Origin of the sequence: Citrobacter sp. RHBSTW-00524, assembly GCF_013747755.1 — a bacterium.
Classification (GTDB): Bacteria; Pseudomonadota; Gammaproteobacteria; order Enterobacterales; family Enterobacteriaceae; genus Citrobacter; species Citrobacter braakii.
Genome location: NZ_CP056421.1, coordinates 4875236 through 4893231, shown reverse-complemented (window position 1 = coordinate 4893231; position 17996 = coordinate 4875236). Strand labels below are relative to the sequence as shown.

Annotated in this window: 17 protein-coding genes; 14 read left to right on the top strand and 3 right to left on the bottom strand. The window is 50.5% G+C overall.

Features of this window, described 5'->3' with window-relative positions; translation table 11 throughout:
• The first annotated feature begins 131 nt into the window (after positions 1-131).
• The 6 genes from ubiC to HV229_RS23460 all read left to right on the top strand — a co-directional run bounded on the left by ubiC (position 132) and on the right by HV229_RS23460 (position 7058).
• Positions 132-629 carry a chorismate lyase gene (gene ubiC / locus HV229_RS23485; protein WP_016155346.1) on the top strand — a complete coding sequence of 166 codons (498 nt, stop codon included), beginning with the start codon at positions 132-134 and terminating at the stop codon, positions 627-629.
• Between the two features lie 13 nt (positions 630-642).
• On the top strand, positions 643-1515 hold the full coding sequence (gene ubiA, locus HV229_RS23480) for a 4-hydroxybenzoate octaprenyltransferase (protein ID WP_053389642.1): 873 nt from the start codon (positions 643-645) through the stop codon (positions 1513-1515).
• A 561-nt stretch (positions 1516-2076) separates the two neighbouring features.
• Entirely contained in the window at positions 2077-2637 is a 561-nt protein-coding gene (locus HV229_RS23475; RefSeq protein WP_181546509.1) for a fimbrial-like protein, read from the top strand.
• Between the two features lie 207 nt (positions 2638-2844).
• The gene (locus tag HV229_RS23470; RefSeq protein WP_223949843.1) at positions 2845-5253 is read left to right on the top strand and encodes a fimbria/pilus outer membrane usher protein; all 2409 of its coding nucleotides are present in this window, start codon (positions 2845-2847) and stop codon (positions 5251-5253) included.
• Positions 5254-5268: 15 nt separating this feature from the next.
• On the top strand, positions 5269-6006 hold the full coding sequence (locus tag HV229_RS23465) for a molecular chaperone (RefSeq protein WP_047357733.1): 738 nt from the start codon (positions 5269-5271) through the stop codon (positions 6004-6006).
• Positions 6006-7058 (top strand): pilus assembly protein, encoded by a 1053-nt coding sequence (locus HV229_RS23460; protein ID WP_181546507.1) that lies wholly within the window; start codon positions 6006-6008, stop codon positions 7056-7058. Before HV229_RS23465 ends, HV229_RS23460 begins: the two co-directional genes overlap by 1 nt.
• 87 nt (positions 7059-7145) lie before the next feature.
• Here HV229_RS23460 and plsB read toward each other — a convergent pair whose 3' ends face one another.
• Positions 7146-9566, bottom strand: coding sequence for a glycerol-3-phosphate 1-O-acyltransferase PlsB (plsB, locus tag HV229_RS23455; RefSeq protein ID WP_046275043.1), 2421 nt, complete (start codon positions 9564-9566; stop codon positions 7146-7148).
• Positions 9567-9737: 171 nt separating this feature from the next.
• Here plsB and HV229_RS23450 point away from each other — a divergent pair, with 171 nt between their 5' ends.
• The 4 genes from HV229_RS23450 to HV229_RS23435 all read left to right on the top strand — a co-directional run bounded on the left by HV229_RS23450 (position 9738) and on the right by HV229_RS23435 (position 12623).
• Entirely contained in the window at positions 9738-10106 is a 369-nt protein-coding gene (locus HV229_RS23450; protein ID WP_003826594.1) for a diacylglycerol kinase, read from the top strand.
• A 109-nt stretch (positions 10107-10215) separates the two neighbouring features.
• A complete protein-coding gene (lexA, locus tag HV229_RS23445) occupies positions 10216-10824 on the top strand; it encodes a transcriptional repressor LexA (protein ID WP_003826596.1) in 609 nt (202 codons plus the stop codon).
• A gap of 134 nt (positions 10825-10958) precedes the next feature.
• Positions 10959-12278: an MATE family efflux transporter DinF gene (dinF, locus tag HV229_RS23440; protein WP_049041229.1), complete on the top strand. Its 1320-nt coding sequence runs from the start codon at positions 10959-10961 to the stop codon at positions 12276-12278.
• A 135-nt stretch (positions 12279-12413) separates the two neighbouring features.
• The gene (locus HV229_RS23435) at positions 12414-12623 is read left to right on the top strand and encodes a CsbD family protein (RefSeq protein WP_019077869.1); all 210 of its coding nucleotides are present in this window, start codon (positions 12414-12416) and stop codon (positions 12621-12623) included.
• 48 nt (positions 12624-12671) lie between these two features.
• On the opposite strand, the gene zur is transcribed toward HV229_RS23435, so the two are convergent.
• Positions 12672-13190, bottom strand: a complete 519-nt coding sequence (gene zur / locus HV229_RS23430) for a zinc uptake transcriptional repressor Zur (protein ID WP_046275041.1) — start codon at positions 13188-13190, stop codon at positions 12672-12674.
• A gap of 115 nt (positions 13191-13305) precedes the next feature.
• Between zur and HV229_RS23425 the strand changes: the two genes are divergently transcribed.
• The 3 genes from HV229_RS23425 (at position 13306) to pspG (ending at position 15276) form a co-directional block, all read left to right on the top strand.
• On the top strand, positions 13306-13794 hold the full coding sequence (locus tag HV229_RS23425) for a cupin domain-containing protein (RefSeq protein WP_016155350.1): 489 nt from the start codon (positions 13306-13308) through the stop codon (positions 13792-13794).
• Between the two features lie 107 nt (positions 13795-13901).
• Positions 13902-14900, top strand: a complete 999-nt coding sequence (dusA, locus tag HV229_RS23420) for a tRNA dihydrouridine(20/20a) synthase DusA (protein ID WP_181546505.1) — start codon at positions 13902-13904, stop codon at positions 14898-14900.
• A 133-nt stretch (positions 14901-15033) separates the two neighbouring features.
• Positions 15034-15276 (top strand): envelope stress response protein PspG, encoded by a 243-nt coding sequence (pspG, locus tag HV229_RS23415; protein ID WP_016155352.1) that lies wholly within the window; start codon positions 15034-15036, stop codon positions 15274-15276.
• A gap of 232 nt (positions 15277-15508) precedes the next feature.
• On the opposite strand, the gene HV229_RS23410 is transcribed toward pspG, so the two are convergent.
• The gene (locus tag HV229_RS23410) at positions 15509-16492 is read right to left on the bottom strand and encodes a quinone oxidoreductase (protein WP_016155445.1); all 984 of its coding nucleotides are present in this window, start codon (positions 16490-16492) and stop codon (positions 15509-15511) included.
• Positions 16493-16556: 64 nt separating this feature from the next.
• Here HV229_RS23410 and dnaB point away from each other — a divergent pair, with 64 nt between their 5' ends.
• A complete protein-coding gene (gene dnaB / locus HV229_RS23405; protein ID WP_003826610.1) occupies positions 16557-17972 on the top strand; it encodes a replicative DNA helicase in 1416 nt (471 codons plus the stop codon).
• Positions 17973-17996 lie beyond the last annotated feature (24 nt).

The window sequence follows — 17996 nt, the reverse complement described above, 5'->3', positions numbered from 1 at the left end:
CACCTTTTTTTATCCTTCGGTGCTAATTGTTACACTTATGTTGCTCTGGCGATCACTTAATTGTGTTTGCTCACCCCGTAATGCATTTTCTGCGATACAATGCCTTCAAGTTATAAATCGGAGAGTAAGGCATGCCACACCCTGCGTTAACGCAACTGCGTGCGCTGCGTTATTTTGATGCGATCCCGGCGCTGGACGCCCAACTGCTCGACTGGTTGTTACTGGAAGATTCCATGACTAAACGTTTTGAGCAGCAGGGAAAACAGGTCACCGTAACGTTGATTCGCGAAGCATTCGTTGGGCAAAATGAGGTGCCTGAAGAGCTGCCGCTGCTGCCTAAAGAGTCCCGTTATTGGTTACGTGAGATCCTGTTATGCGCGGATGGTGAACCCTGGCTTGCCGGGCGGACCGTGGTGCCTGAATCAACCTTGTGCGGCCCTGAGCTGGCCTTACAAAATCTGGGAAAAACCCCGCTCGGACGTTACCTGTTTACATCATCGACATTGACCCGAGATTTTATTGAGATTGGCCGCGATGCAGCGCTGTGGGGGCGCCGTTCCCGCCTGCGGCTGAGCGGTAAGCCGCTGATGCTTACCGAGCTTTTTCTACCTGCATCGCCGTTGTACTGAGAGGAAGATAAAGATGGAGTGGAGTCTGACGCAGAATAAGCTGCTGGCATTTCACCGCTTGATGCGTACGGATAAGCCAATCGGTGCCTTACTGCTGCTCTGGCCTACGCTGTGGGCATTGTGGGTGGCAACCCCAGGCATGCCGCAATTGTGGATCCTGGCGGTTTTTGTCGCTGGCGTTTGGTTAATGCGCGCCGCCGGCTGCGTGGTGAATGATTATGCCGACAGGAAATTTGACGGACACGTTAAACGCACCGCAAATCGCCCGTTGCCGAGCGGGGCCGTCACTGAAAAAGAGGCCCGAACGCTGTTCGTCGTATTGGTACTGCTGGCCTTCCTGCTGGTTTTGACGCTCAACACGATGACCATTTTGTTGTCCGTTGCGGCGTTAGCGCTGGCGTGGGTTTACCCGTTCATGAAGCGCTATACGCACCTGCCGCAGGTGGTGCTGGGGGCGGCGTTTGGCTGGTCGATCCCGATGGCGTTCGCCGCCGTGAGCGAGTCCGTACCGCTGAGCTGCTGGCTGATGTTCCTCGCCAATATTCTCTGGGCGGTGGCCTACGACACGCAGTATGCGATGGTTGACCGCGATGATGACCTGAAGATCGGCATTAAATCGACCGCGATTCTGTTCGGTCAAAACGACAAGCTGATCATTGGTATCCTGCAGGTGGGCGTACTGGTGCTGATGGCGCTGGTGGGTTGGCTAAACGGGCTGGGACTGGGTTATTACTGGTCTCTGCTGGTGGCTGGCGCGCTGTTTGTATATCAGCAGAAACTGATCGTCAATCGCGAGCGTGATGCCTGTTTTAAAGCGTTTATGAACAATAACTACGTCGGTCTGGTGCTGTTCTTAGGGCTGGCGATGAGCTACTGGCAGCCTTAATTGCTTGTACTCATCATCATTTATGCTGCAAAAGCAGCGAAGAAGAGCCAACGTTGTAAAGAGATCTTGGCTCTTCTTTGCTTCTAATGATACCTTTCTCGTGATAGCGATCTTTTACTCACTATAAAACGTCATTTTTTTGTCAATCAGCTTTACAGAGCTGAAATTTATTATTCATTAAATTTATATATTATTTAAATGTTTTATGATTATACATATTATTAATTTATTTAATTTTGATAAATAAATCAATAATCCGTTTTTTCAATGAGTTTGCATGTGATGAAAAACGGTGTTTATCACTATACTTTAAGAATTTGCTTATGTTTCCATTTGTTTCATTTTGTGTGTGTATGTATGTAGGTTGACTGAATTCTTTATTAAATTTATCTAATTTAATAAAGTAAATCCTTAATGGTAAGTTTTTATCTGTAATAAGGACTAGAGAGAAATATTACACTCAAATAGTTTTATTCATTCTTATCTAAGAATCACCTCTAATGATATTAAATTATCAGTTGGAGGGTGACTAGGTATTATTATTGTAAAGGATTATATAAAATGTTCAAAAAAACACTATTAGCTGTAATCGCTGCTTCTGCTTTTTCTGGCGCTGTTTTCAATGCCTCTGCTGCTGACCAGGGCCACGGGAAAATTACGTTCCAGGGCATCGTTATTACCGCGCCTTGCTCTATCGTTCCAGGCGATGAAGATCAGACAATTAATCTGGGCCAGGTCGCTGATAAAGTCCTGAATGGCGATAGCAAATCAAGACCGGTTGACGTCAATATCCGTCTGCAAGATTGTATTCTGACGACGGGGGGCACAACTATCGATAAAGTAAAAGTGACTTTCTCATCTGCTAATGCGGATAGCAGCACTAACCTGCTGAAAAACACTGAAGACGGTCTCTACGGCTCAGCGACAGGCGTGGGCGTTCGTCTCCTGACCCAGAGTGGTGCAAACGTAGTAATGGGCACTGAACAGCTCGTGAATCTGGTTGCGGACAACTCTAATCAGGTTCTGACTTTCAAAGCCCGTATGGAAGCTGTGGCAACGCCGGGTGCTGTAACCCCGGGTAACGTTAAATCCGACGTCAATTACGTTCTGGCTTACAACTAATCGCTTCGCGATTGATTATTCTGTAGTCAAAGTCGGTGAGGGAATCACCGACTTTTCAATGTTTTATTAAAAGAAACGAATTTTATGGAAAATAAAAAAAAGGTCGCTTTAAGCAAATTATTTGTTTTAATAAAACAGTCTCTGTACCCGGTGATCATCACTGCGGCAACACTTACACCTGCCTGGGCGGTTCAGTTCAATACTGGTATGCTCGATCTTGAAGATAAAGAAAATATTGACCTCAGCCAATTTGAAAAAAAAGGATTTATTCCGGCGGGGCAATATATTGCCAATGTTGATATCAATAAAAGACGCTTCCCGAATACATGGTCATTTGAGTGGATCAAAGCCGATAACGAAAGTGGTTCGCTTCTTTGTCTGACCAATGAAGACTTAACAGCGTTTGGTTTCGCGGATGAATTCATCCAGCAGTTGCACCCCATCAACCCACAGGGGTGTTTAGATGTCGTCAACAAACCTGAACTTGTCGTCAGGCTGGACAAAGCCGATATGGTCGTCACCCTTATTGCGCCCCAGGCGTGGATGAAATATCAGGCCAAAAACTGGACGCCACCGGAGTTTTGGGATGATGGTATTGCCGGACTCATACTGGATTACAACGTGTATGCCAGTCAGTATGATCCTGATGAGGGTGATAAGAGCCAGAGTCTCAGCTCCTATGGCACGCTGGGTTTTAACCTTGGCGCATGGCGTTTGCGCTCGGATTATCAGTACGACAAATCGTACGTAGATGGCCATTCAACCAGCAGCAATAGCGGAATGGATCGTACCTATCTGTTTCGTCCCATTCCCTCTATTGCCTCGAAACTGACTCTGGGTCAGTACGATCTGAATTCAGATTTATACGATACGTTCCATTTTACCGGTGCGTCGCTGGAAAGTGACGACAATATGCTGCCGCCTGACTTGCAGGGATACGCGCCGCAAATTACCGGTATTGCGCAGACTAACGCTAAAATTACCGTCACCCAGAACGGACGAATGGTTTACCAAACGACGGTTTCCCCTGGGCCGTTTAATATCACGGATATCGGTGATACTTTCCAGGGGCAGCTTGATGTGACCGTGGAAGAAGAGGATGGACGCAAAAATACCTTCCAGGTCGGCGCATCTTCAATCCCTTTCCTGACCCGTAAAGGTCAGGTACGTTACAAAGCTTCAACCGGTAAACCTACCTCTGTGGGTCATACCGATGTAAATAACCCCATGTTCTGGACCGGCGAATTTTCCTGGGGATGGGCGGGGAATACCTCACTTTATGGCGGGGCGTTACTGACAGCTGACGACTACCAGGCCGCCACCGCAGGTATGGGTTTTAACCTGAACAGCTTTGGCTCTCTCTCATTTGATGTGACGCGGGCGCAGGCAAATTTGCGCACCGGGAATAAGCAGGATGACGAGAAACAGCGTGGCTATAGCTACCGTATGAACTATGCCAAACGGTTTGAATCGACTGGCAGTCAAGTGACGTTTGCAGGCTATCGTTTCTCCGACAAAGAATACGTTACCATGAGTGAATACCTCACGGCACGAAGCGGTGACAACTCGAATTACAACGAGAAAGAGAGCTATGTCCTTTCTTTTAACCAGTATATTGATGCGTTAGCGGTTAATACCTATCTCAACCTGTCACGAAATACGTATTGGGATGAGTCTGCCAGCACTAACTATACGCTGTCTGTTAGCCGAAATTTTGATATTGGCAGCTTCAGGGGGATCTCCTCCTCAATGTCGATCGGTCGTTCGGAATGGGATGGCACAGAACAAACGCAATATTATCTGACGTTCTCAGTTCCGCTGGAGCAAAACAAAAGACTTTCCTGGAGTATGCAGAAAAATGGTAGCGGCGGTATGTCCCATACGGCTTCTTACTATGACTCTTCCGACCTCAACAATTCATGGAACATTTCGGCAGCGGGCGACGAAAGTGATTTCCGCAAGGCAGAGCCTACCCTCCGTGCGGGCTACCAGCACTACTCGCCTTATGGACGTTTAAACGTAAACGGCAGCGTTCAGCCCAACGCTTATAACTCCATTATGGCGGGCTGGAACGGATCGTTCACTTCTACGCGTCATGGAATGGCGCTTCATGATAACAGCAACGGCAATAATGCCCGCATGATGGTCGACAGCGATGGTATTAGCGGTGTTCCGTTAAGTGATAAACGCACTGTGACCAACATGATGGGTATTGCTGTTACCAACTCGGTCAGTAATTACATGACTTCCTCTGTTCGTGTGGACAGCGATAAATTACCGGATGGCGTAGATATCAATAATTCAGTCATTAGCACGACGCTCACCGAAGGGGCAATTGGCTATGCGAAGCTGAATGCAACAAAAGGTAATCAGATATTCGGTGTTATCAGACAGGAAGATGGCCGCTATCCACCGCTGGGTGTGACCATCGTGGATATTACCAGCGGTAAAGATGTCGGTCTGGTTGCTGATGAGGGTTATGCCTATCTCAGTGGGCTTCAGGAAGACAGTAAATTACGTCTTCAGTGGGGAGATAATACCTGTGAAATCACGCCTCCAGACGAAAGTAATACTAGCGGTCAGGTACTAATTTTACCGTGTAAAAAAGTAAATTAATTCAGGATGAATAAAATGAAACCCACATACATTGTTAAAGGACTAATCGGTTTATTAAGCGTTTGCTCTGTTGCAAATGCCGCGGTCTCTCCGGACAGAACGCGCATTATCTTTAATGAGACGGATAAAAGCGTCTCTATCAGATTAACCAACCAGAGCAAAGCCTTGCCTTATTTGGCTCAGTCGTGGGTTGAAGATAAAGACAGTAAAAAAACGCGGCAGTTTATCTCACCTTTGCCGCCTCTGCTGCGTATTGAAGCCAATGAACAAAGCCAGGTGCGTCTGATGGGGCAACCCGCGTTGAAGCAACTCCCGGCAGACAGAGAATCCCTCTTTTACTACAACATACGAGAAATTCCGCCGCGTACAGAACAACAAAACGTCATGCAAATGGCCATGCAGAGTCGGCTGAAATTATTCTGGCGTCCCAAAGCTATCGTTCTGAAAGAGGGTCAGGCGGTACCCATGGAAAAGGTGGACGTCTCGCGCACGGTATCGGGAATTACCGTTAAAAATGGTACGCCTTACCACATGACCATCGGTTATATCGGTGTTGATGGTAAAACGCTTTTGCCGGGAACAAAGAGTTTTATGGTTAGTCCTTTTGATCAGGCCACTTCAGAGATCAAAAATCTGCCCGCTAAATTCCAGATTGGTTATATCGGTGACTATGGCGGTTTAAACATGTTTAGCGTGAACTGTACAGCGGTGCAACCTGTTTGTCATAGCGAACCCGTGCAGAGGGGGAAATAATGAAAACGATGATTAAGCTGTTTTGTGCATTGCTTTTCCTTGCCTCATCATCATCATGGGCGGTTGATTGCTATCAGGGGCAACGTGGCGGAAATACAAGCGCCACGGTTCGTTTGAATCCATTTAAAGTGCCTTCAAATGCAATACCGGGTAGTAAAATATGGGAAAGTTCGGACATCAACGTCACCGTGTATTGCGATAATTCGGTGGGGTGGACGGAGAATGATCCGACGGAAGAACTGTTCGCTTGGGTTAAATTATCAGCGAAAAATGACATGTCCGCCTTAGAGAGTGACTATTTTATCGTTGGCGTAAACTATAACGGTCAGGATTACGATGGGGTTGATGTACCAGTTCCCACCAATGCTTGTTTGGATAAAATCGGGCTCGATAACGGTTATATTGAGTATCATTTTCCGTCTGCGTGTCCTGGTGGTGGGTTTGACCCAGTGCAAAATACCACTTTTAACGCTCGCTTTCGTTTGTATGTGAAGTTAAAAGCCTTTCCTGCTGACCCTGATGCTGTCTATAACTTCGGCGCTATTAATGTGTTGCAGTTTGATGGTGATGGCGGTGCGAATTTACAGTCCAATGCGAAAAACTTTAATTTCAATATCACTGGGTTGGATAACATTGAGTTCCTGGACTGTAATGTCGATATCAAAGTTTTCCCGGAAAGCCAAATCGTCGATTTCGGGGCATTTACAATGGATGATTCTACTGTGGTCGAAAGGCCATTTTCGGTTTCAACGATCAGGGATGCGACTGCAGAATGCTCAGAAAAGTTTGATGTTACCCTAAGTTTCAATACTGACGATCTCTATGGCACGAGCCACGCGGATATGAAGAATGGTTTATTAATGCAAATAAGGGATGAAACTGAAGGAGAAGACCTTGAGTTGAATCGCTATTATCCCTTTGCGACTTACAATCCAGGTGATGCAAGTACGGTGACCCATAACTATAAAGCGAAGCTAACGAAAAATCCGCAGAGAGAGGTTGAATTCGGTCCTTTCAGCAAGGATTTGATCCTCAAGCTCAACTATGAGTAGCCAGAGCTAAAAAAGCGGGCCACATTATGTGGCCCGCTTTTTGTTTAGATGCTCGTTATACTTCAAACCATATCTGCCGCAGAATATTTATTCGTCCTGAGCTGCGCTTTCAATGGTCAGACGCACATCTGACGTGACCAGTTCGGCCAACATCTGATAGATCTTCATCGTCTCTTCCGGTTCGGCATCTCCGGTATCGCTGATGAATCCCTCGTCACGCAGCGTCAGCACCAGAGAGCTGAACACGGCTTTATCGAAGAATTCCGGCGCGTTAATGCCGTGCAGTACGGAGAGGCGTTGCGCCACGGTGCGGCTCTCTTTCTCCAGCGTGCCACGGTTGATAGACGGGTTCGCGCTCAGCAGCCAGAAGGTAATGGCGTAGCGTTGCAACGTCTCGCGAGCACCCGCCGCCAACAGCTGTAGCGTACGGGAGCGGGCCGGATTGATATGCAGTTCGTCATCGTTCAGGGCGATCAGTCCCTGGCGCTGCATTTCGCTGGCCAGTTCGTCAATCACTCCGGCGAGTTCATCACGCTCCCAACGTAAGAACAGCTCTGCTTTCAGCATCGGGTACAGCGCATCAATATGCTGCTGTAGCGCGGCGCGTGAAATACGACGATGCTGAGTCACAATGGCTGCCATTAACGAAGGCAGAACCAGCATATGCGCAATGTTGTTGCGGTAATACGTCATCAATACCGCCTGCTCGCGCGGCAGAATGATGATGTCACCGATGGTGTCTTTCTCGACCTCAAACTTATTCATCTGTAAGGCATGGTCGATCAATTCACTGGCGCTCTGCGCAGGAACCGTAGCATCCGCCGCGTACGGCACGTTGCGCAGCAGACTCAGATAGCAGTCGAGCTGTTCAGTCAGTTGCTCACGGGTCAGAGAGCGCTGGCGGGAGGCCAACAGCGCGGTACAGCACAGGTTCATGGCATTGGCCGCGCCTGCATTGTTAATGCGTACCATCAGATCGGCGGCAATGTTATTCACCGTCGGCGTCAGCCAGGCTGGGCGGATGGACTCGATAGGATCGATCGATTCACGCCACTCCGGTACATGCTGGTTGAGGTAAGTCATCAATGGCATCGGTTCGCCAAAGTTGACATACCCCTGACCCAGATTACGCAGCTTGCTCAAGCCACGCAGCATTTGCGGCAGACTCTCTTTCTCTTTCGTCGCGCCACGCAGCTCTTTCGCGTACGTGCCTACTTCCATTACGTGCTCGTAGCCGATGTAGATGGGTACGAGGGTAATCGGACGCGTACCGCCGCGCAGCATCGCCTGAATGGTCATCGACAGCGTGCCGGTTTTCGGGTCGAGCAGACGCCCGGTACGTGAACGGCCTCCTTCGACAAAGTATTCAACCGAGTAGCCGCGGCTGAACAACTCGCCCAGGTATTCGCGGAAAACGGTGGAATAGAGCTTGTTGCCCTTGAAGGTACGACGAATAAAGAACGCGCCCAGACGACGGAAAATCGGACCTGCTGGCCAGAAGTTCAGGTTGATACCGGCAGCGATGTGCGGCGGAACCAGCCCCTGGTGGTACAGAACGTACGACAGCAGCATATAGTCCATATGGCTGCGGTGGCACGGAACATAGACGATTTCGTGCCCATCGTGCGCCAACTGACGTACACGCTCCGCATTGTGAACGTTAATCCCCTGATACAGACGGTTCCAGGTAAAGCCCAGAATACGGTCTGTCAGACGAATCATCTCGTATGAGAAGTTAGCGGCAATCTCTTCCATCAGCGCAATGGCATTTTGCTGCGCTTTTTCATGGGAGATTTTTTTACTGCGCGCTTCATCTTCTACCGCGCGAGCGATAGCTTTTGAGGCCAGCAGCTTATTAAACAGGTCCTGGCGGGCAGGGAGGCGCGGGCCGACTGCGGCCAGACGCTGACGAGCAAAGTGCATGCGCGCCACGCGAGCCAGTTTCTGAGCGATGATTTTATCCGTACCGTGTTCGTCCGCCATGCGACGCAGGGAGACCGACGGGGAGAAGCGGACAAAACTGTCGCGACCCAGCCAGGACACAGCAAAGAATTTCTGTACGCCGTTCAGCATGCGCAGCGGCGGATTGACCTCGCCTTTTTCACGCCCAGGCGCACGGCCAAACATCACCGAAACCGGCACCATTTGCACATCCAGGTCTGGATTGCTGCGATGCAAGTCGAGATAGTTATGGAACAGCTTAATGGACTCTTCTTTCGGCGTGTAATAGGTGAACACGCGCGGGCCACCGTGAATAAACACGTAGCGCGGCAGCAGAGTTCCGTCTATCTCCAGCGGTTCCAGGGGATCCGGGAGATCGTGCACCAGACATTGGGCACGCAGCGTCAGCAAGTCTGCTTTTGAATTGTACGGTAGGACGTACATAATGGGACGCGAAGTATCGAGCCCCAATTCCGGGGCAGGTTCTGCCGGAATAGACTTGCTTTTTACCAGGACGCTTAATGGTAAATTCAGTAATTTGTAGTAAATTCGTGGCCAGCCGGACATAAACGATGTAAAGCCTCTGGTTAATAATGCAAATGCGCTGCAAGGATATCAGAAAGTTTAGTGAATTTCTGGTGTATCCGGTCATACTTCGCGCTGCTTTGCCACACCCTGAAACAAACGGGGTAACGTTACAATGACATTGACGCTAATAATGTAAAAAGGTTCTTTTTGATGGCCAATAATACCACTGGATTCACCCGAATTATCAAAGCTGCAGGCTATTCCTGGAAAGGTTTTCGCGCCGCATGGATCAATGAGGCGGCATTCCGCCAGGAAAGCGTTGCCGTGCTGTTGGGCGTAGCCATCGCCTGCTGGCTGGACGTTGACGCCATTACCCGCGTGCTGTTGATTGGTTCCGTGATGCTGGTGATGATCGTTGAAATCCTCAACAGTGCGATTGAGGCGGTGGTTGACCGTATTGGCTCTGAGTATCACGAACTTTCCGGTCGGGCGAAAGATATGGGCTCGGCGGCGGTATTGCTGTCTATTTTTGTCGCTCTGATCACCTGGGGCATCCTGTTGTGGTCGCATTTGCGATAAAGATTCCACAACTGCATAAATCTCCTGTTTTTTGTGCAGTTTGCGGTTCCAAAATCACCTTTAGCTGTATATACTCACAGCATAACTGTATATACACCCAGGGGGCGGAATGAAAGCGTTAACGGCCAGGCAGCAAGAGGTGTTTGATCTCATTAGGGATCACATCAGCCAGACAGGTATGCCACCGACGCGTGCGGAGATCGCGCAGCGTTTGGGGTTCCGTTCCCCAAACGCCGCTGAAGAACACCTGAAAGCGCTTGCGCGTAAAGGCGTCCTTGAAATTGTATCCGGCGCATCGCGCGGTATTCGACTACTGCAGGAAGAAGAAGAAGGGTTACCGCTTGTCGGACGCGTAGCGGCAGGCGAGCCACTGCTGGCGCAGCAGCACATCGAAGGCCATTATCAGGTCGATCCTTCACTGTTCAAACCGAACGCCGATTTTCTGCTGCGCGTTAGCGGTATGTCGATGAAAGACATCGGTATTATGGACGGTGATTTACTGGCTGTGCATAAAACTCAGGATGTGCGTAACGGTCAGGTCGTTGTTGCCCGTATCGACGACGAAGTCACCGTCAAGCGCCTGAAAAAGCAGGGCAACAAGGTTGAACTCCTGCCTGAAAACAGCGAATTTAAACCTATTGTTGTCGACCTGCGCGAGCAAAACTTCACTATTGAAGGGTTGGCGGTAGGCGTCATTCGTAACGGTGAATGGCTGTAATTTTCTGTTGATTCCCTGTAGGCCGGATAAGACGTTTACGTCGCTTTCCGGCAACTTGCCCGGTAGCGCTACGCTTACCGGGCCTACACAGCATCTTTTTTCAGTACATCTAACTTCTTCTCAGGCTCTCCTGTATGCCTTTCTTTACCTCTTCTGATAAAGCACTCTGGCACCTCGCCTTACCGATGATCTTCTCCAATATCACCGTTCCCCTGTTGGGACTGGTGGATACCGCGGTGATTGGTCATCTGGATAGTCCGGTCTATCTTGGCGGCGTTGCTGTTGGCGCCACGGCGACCAGCTTTCTCTTTATGCTGCTGCTTTTTTTGCGCATGAGTACCACCGGCCTTACCGCGCAGGCATTTGGCGCGAAAAATCCGCAGGCGCTGGCGCGCGCGTTGGTGCAGCCGCTATTGCTGGCGCTGGGCGCGGGGCTGCTTATCGCACTGTTTCGTACGCCGATTATCGATCTGGCTCTGCATATTGTCGGCGGAAGTGAGGCGGTACTGGAGCAGGCCCGACGCTTCCTGGAAATCCGCTGGTTAAGCGCACCTGCGTCGCTGGCGAATCTGGTGCTGCTCGGCTGGTTGCTTGGCGTTCAGTATGCGCGCGCGCCAGTTATCCTGTTGATTGTCGGCAATATTCTCAACATTGTGCTCGATTTATGGCTGGTAATGGGCCTGCATATGAACGTGCAGGGAGCGGCGTTAGCGACGGTGATTGCCGAATATGCCACGCTGCTGATTGGCCTGATGATGGTACGCAAAGTCCTGCATATGCGTGGAATTTCGCTGGCAATGTTGAAGCTAGCGTGGCGTGGCAACTTCCGTCGTTTGCTGGCGCTCAACCGCGATATCATGCTGCGTTCTCTGTTGCTACAGCTCTGCTTTGGGGCCATTACGGTTCTTGGCGCGCGTTTGGGAGGCGACATCATCGCGGTTAACGCCGTTCTGATGACTCTGCTGACGTTTACCGCCTACGCGCTGGATGGATTTGCCTATGCTGTGGAAGCGCATTCGGGTCAGGCCTATGGGGCGAGGGATGGCAGCCAGTTGCTTGATGTCTGGCGGGCGGCCTGTCGACAGTCCGGTATTGTGGCTATTCTGTTTTCGCTGGTTTATGCCCTGTTTGGCGAGCAGATTGTTGCGCTGCTGACCTCGCTGCCGCAAATCCAACTGTTGGCCGATCGCTATCTTTTTTGGCAGGTGGTTTTGCCGCTGGTGGGGGTATGGTGTTATCTGCTCGACGGTATGTTTATTGGAGCGACACGGGCTGCAGAAATGCGCAACAGTATGGCCGTTGCCGCAGCAGGATTCGCATTAACGCTACTGGCTTTACCGTTGCTGGGAAATCATGGTTTGTGGCTGGCGTTAACCGTTTTTCTCGCGCTGCGTGGGCTTTCCCTGGCCTTTATCTGGCGGCGTCACTGGCGTAATGGAACCTGGTTTGCCTGAGCGGATGGTTAAAAATTCCGAATAGTAAATAAAACCCAGAATCCCTGACTACACTTATTCTCACGTCCAGCAAAAACAGCATGTGTCTGGACATGGCACTCTCGCTATTCACAACCTAACGATGAGGACTTGATGATGAATAAAGACGAAGTCGGCGGTAACTGGAAGCAGTTTAAAGGTAAAGTGAAAGAGCAATGGGGCAAACTGACCGATGATGATATGACGGTCATTGAAGGTAAACGTGACCAACTGGTCGGTAAAGTCCAGGAGCGTTACGGTTACGCGAAAGATCAGGCGGAGAAAGAAGTGACCGATTGGGAAAAACGTAATGATTACCGCTGGTAATTAACCCTTCCCTCCTGAGAGTACAAGGATGTACGCTCTCCCACCCGCTTAACGCCCAACTTTTTTCTTCACCTGAATCGTATGGTCATGCTGGCATTCGCCAGGGTGACGACATGACTCAACCTCCACACAGGCCGGGCACAGTCCATGGGCTTCAATAACGTTATGTCGCAGGGCAAAGCCCATTTTTGCTGCCAGCGTATGCATGATGTCTTCCACGCCTTCCGCGCACTCTTCTTTTACCACACCACAGCGATCGCAAATGAACATTGCGGAACTGTGAGTTGGCTGATCGAACAGATGGCAAAGCACATAGCTGTTGGTGGATTCCACCTTGTGCACAAACCCTTGTTCTAGCAGAAAATCGAGCGCACGATACACGGTCGGCGGCTTGGCCTGCGGCTCGGTTTCTCGCAACAGGTCAAGTAGGTCGTAAGCGCTGATTGCGCCTTCCTGCAGGCTCATCAGGCGCAGCACTTCGAGGCGTTGTGGCGTAAGACGTACGTTGCGTTGCGCACAGAGTTTTTCAGCTTGAGTCAATAACTCCTGCGTGGTGGTTTTGTCCATTTGGCGCCTCGATTTGCGTGCAAGGTTAATCCCTTACTTTAACATGTTCTGTTTAAAACACCGAGATCCACCACGGTGTGCTATACCTGACCCATCGCAATACTGGAAAATAATCATGAAAAGACCCGATTGTATTCGTCACTGGCGTGAAGTTGAGGGGGCTGATGACTCCACCTATCCCGACAGCGATGAGCTGTTTTCCATAGGTGCGCCGCTTGCCCGCAAGCTGGGGTTAGGGCGACTCGGCATTCATCATGAGCGCCTGCCGCCGGGCCGACGCACCTCGTATCCGCACGCTGAAAGCGATGAGGAAGAGTTTATCTATGTGCTGGAAGGATATCCTGAGGCCTGGATTAACGGTTATTTATGGAAGCTGGAACCGGGCGACAGCGTCGGTTTCCCGGCGGGCACCGGCGTGTGTCACACCTTTATCAATAACACCAGTGAAGAGGTACGTCTGCTGGTCGTGGGTGAGGCAAACAAAAAATACAATCGTATTTATTATCCGCTTAATCCGGTTTATGCCGCCACGCGTGAGGACCGTTGGGTCGACCATCCGCCGCAGTTTTTTGGATCTCACGACGGAAAACCGGGGCGTAAATAGCGCTTGTCGGGGAGCAGGGAGGGGGAACCGCGAGGATGTGGCTCACTATCGTAACGGTCTATGCTATAGTAGCGCCCCTTTTTTAACCGGATGCTTGAATATTCGCCATGCTGCCTGAATCTCAGTCTACCGCTTTTCCCGCTCATCGTTTTTCTATCGCGCCGATGCTCGACTGGACGGACAGACATTGCCGCTACTTTTTGCGCTTACTGTCCCGCCAGACGCTGCTCTATACGGAGATGGTAACCACCGGCGCGATCATTCATGGTAAAGGCGATTATCTGGCGTATAGCGAAGAAGAGCATCCGATCGCTTTGCAACTGGGCGGGAGCGATCCGGCTGCGCTGGCGCAGTGCGCAAAGCTTGCTGAACAACGGGGCTATGACGAAATTAACCTCAACGTGGGTTGCCCTTCCGATCGTGTACAGAATGGAATGTTTGGTGCCTGTCTGATGGGGAATGCGCAACTGGTCGCTGATTGCGTCAAAGCGATGCGCGATGTGGTATCGATTCCGGTAACGGTGAAAACCCGTATCGGTATTGATGACCAGGACAGCTACGAATTCCTGTGCGATTTCATCAACACGGTCTCCGGTAATGGTGAATGTGAGATGTTTATCATCCACGCCCGTAAGGCCTGGCTGTCTGGGCTAAGCCCGAAAGAAAACCGCGAAATCCCACCGCTGGATTATGACCGTGTTTATCAGCTAAAGCGCGATTTTCCGCATCTGACAATGTCGATCAACGGTGGCATAAAATCGCTGGAAGAAGCGAAAATCCATCTGCAACATATGGATGGCGTGATGGTGGGGCGCGAAGCTTATCAAAACCCAGGCATTCTGGCGTCCGTTGACCGCGAGATTTTTGCTGTCACCAGCGAAGATGCCGATCCGGTCGCCGTAGTGCGTGCGATGTATCCGTATATTGAGCGTGAACTGAGTAAAGGAACCTATTTGGGGCATGTCACGCGCCATATGCTGGGACTGTTTCAGGGGATTCCAGGGGCACGGCAGTGGCGTCGCTATCTGAGCGAAAATGCGCATAAAGCCGGGGCAGATATTGAGGTTCTGGAACATGCGCTGAAGCTGGTGGCAGACAAACGTTAAGTTTTCGCCAAAAGTTAGTGAATTTCACCACGCCCTGCGCTTCGTCGCGGGGCGTTTGCTTTATAAATCAATATATTAATTTTGGCATGTTTCTTGTAAAGCTGTGGAGAGTATTTCATTTCGGGAGAGAGCCATGCTGGAACTACTTTTTGTGATTGGATTTTTTATCATGCTGATGGTCACCGGCGTATCTTTGCTGGGAGTGCTGGCCGCATTGGTGGTAGCCACTGTGGTGATGTTTTTGGGCGGACTATTTGCGTTGATGATTAAACTGTTGCCCTGGCTGTTATTGGCCGTTGCCGTGGTGTGGGTTATCAAGGCGATAAAAGCGCCAAAAGTCCCACAGTATCAGCGCAATAACCGCCGATTTTACTAAGGTATTGAGCGGTGTGTCACAACCTGCAACATTGCCTTTAGAAGCAAATAGGAATTGATTATCAAATCTGTCACTATTGCCAGGTTAACGAATTCATCGAGCTGTACCCTACATACAGCCGAACTAAAAAAAGAAAGGGCTTCCTACGGGAAGCCCTAATTCTTTCTTCCCCCTTCATAATTCAAACCGCAGGTTTGTTGGCGGCTTGAATTATTTAACGGAAATGAGGGCGTTACGGGATCAGCAAACTCGACCCCTGTGTGGCCCGGCTTTCCAGCACTTCATGAGCACGCTGCGCGTCGTGCAGTGCGAACGTCTGGCCCGGTGCGACATCCACTTTGATCACTCCGCTGGCAATCAGCGAGAAAAGCTCATTGCTGGCTTCGGTTAATTCATGGTGGTTGGTGATGTAACCCTGGAGTGAAGGGCGAGTCACGTACAGCGAACCTTTCTGATTCAGAATGCCTAAGTTAACGCCAGTCACCGGTCCGGAAGCATTACCAAAGCTGACCATGAGCCCCCGGCGCTGCAGGCAATCCAGTGAGGCTTCCCAGGTATCTTTCCCCACCGAGTCATACACCACCCGCACTTTTTTACCGCCAGTGATCTCTTTTACACGTTCTACAATGCTCTCTTCACGATAGTTAATGACCTGCCATGCGCCGGCCTGCAGCGCAATTTGCGCTTTTTGCGCATTACCGACAGTGCCAATCAGCTTCGCACCCAATGCTTTTGCCCACTGGCAGGCAATCATACCGACGCCGCCTGCTGCCGCATGGAACAAAAATGGTTCATCGGGCTGAATTTCATAGGTCTTACGCAACAGATAAAAAACGGTGAGCCCTTTAAGAAATGAGGCTGCAGCTTGTTCAAACGAGATAGCGTTGGGCAAAATAGCGGTTTTATCAGCCGGGACGTTATGCACTGAGCTGTAGGCGCCCAGGGGAGACTGAGCGTAAACCACGCGATCGCCGGCTTTAATGTGCGTCACTTTGCTACCGACTTTACTGACCACGCCTGCGGCTTCGGTACCCAGACCGCTGGGCAGAGAAGGCGGCGGATAAAGACCACTGCGGATATAGGTGTCGATATAGTTGATCCCAATCGCTTTGTTCTCGACCTGGATTTCATTTTCCGCCGGGTCTACGGGCGTAAACTCCACTGCCTTGAGTACATCAGGGCCACCATGCTTGTGAAATTCAATACGTGTTGCCATGCTTCCTCCAAAAGAAATGTGGTAATCTTTCGACCCAATCATTATCTCGGTAACTCCATTCACTATGGCAGGAAATAAACCCTTCAACAAACAACAGACTGATGCTCGTGAGCGCGATCCCCAGGTCGCCGGGCTGAAAGTACCGCCGCACTCGATTGAAGCGGAACAGTCGGTGTTGGGCGGTTTAATGCTGGATAACGAACGCTGGGACGATGTGGCCGAGCGTGTGGTGGCGGAAGATTTTTATACCCGACCGCACCGGCACATCTTCACCGAAATGCATCGCCTGCAGGAGATGGGAAAACCCATCGATCTGATCACGCTTGCAGAATCGCTGGAAGTTCAGGGGCAACTGGACAGCGTCGGCGGTTTTGCTTACCTGGCTGAGTTATCTAAAAATACGCCAAGTGCAGCGAACATTAGTGCCTATGCGGATATTGTCCGCGAACGTGCCGTTGTTCGTGACATGATTTCGGTGGCGAACGAGATCGCGGAAGCTGGGTTTGATCCGCAAGGCCGTTCCAGTGAAGATCTGCTGGACCTCGCGGAATCCCGCGTCTTTAAAATTGCTGAAAGTCGCGCCAATAAAGACGAAGGTCCGAAAAATATTACCGATGTGCTCGACGCTACCGTCGCGCGTATCGAACAACTGTTCCAGCAACCACACGATGGTGTCACCGGGGTCAACACCGGTTATGACGACCTCAATAAAAAGACTGCTGGTTTGCAGCCGTCAGACTTAATTATCGTCGCCGCGCGTCCGTCGATGGGTAAAACGACATTTGCAATGAACCTCGTCGAAAATGCGGCGATGCTGCAAGATAAGCCGGTTCTTATCTTTAGTCTTGAAATGCCCTCAGAACAGATCATGATGCGTTCCCTGGCCTCACTCTCACGTGTAGACCAAACCAAAATCCGTACCGGTCAACTGGATGATGAAGACTGGGCGCGAATTTCCGGAACAATGGGTATTTTGCTGGAGAAACGAAACATCTATATTGATGACTCCTCCGGCCTGACGCCAACGGAAGTGCGCTCGCGTGCCCGTCGTATCGCCCGCGAACACGGTGGTATCGGACTTATCATGATCGACTACCTGCAGCTGATGCGCGTGCCGTCGCTCTCCGACAACCGTACGCTGGAAATTGCTGAAATTTCCCGCTCGCTGAAAGCGTTAGCGAAAGAACTGCATGTGCCAGTGGTGGCGCTGTCGCAGCTTAACCGCTCTCTGGAACAACGCGCCGATAAGCGTCCGGTCAACTCGGATCTGCGTGAGTCCGGCTCCATCGAGCAGGATGCCGACTTAATCATGTTTATCTATCGTGATGAGGTTTATCACGAAAACAGCGACCTGAAAGGCATCGCCGAGATCATTATCGGTAAACAGCGTAACGGCCCGATCGGTACGGTGCGCCTGACGTTTAACGGTCAGTGGTCGCGCTTCGATAACTATGCTGGCCCGCAGTACGACGACGAATAACAACACTGAATCAGGTTACTCAAG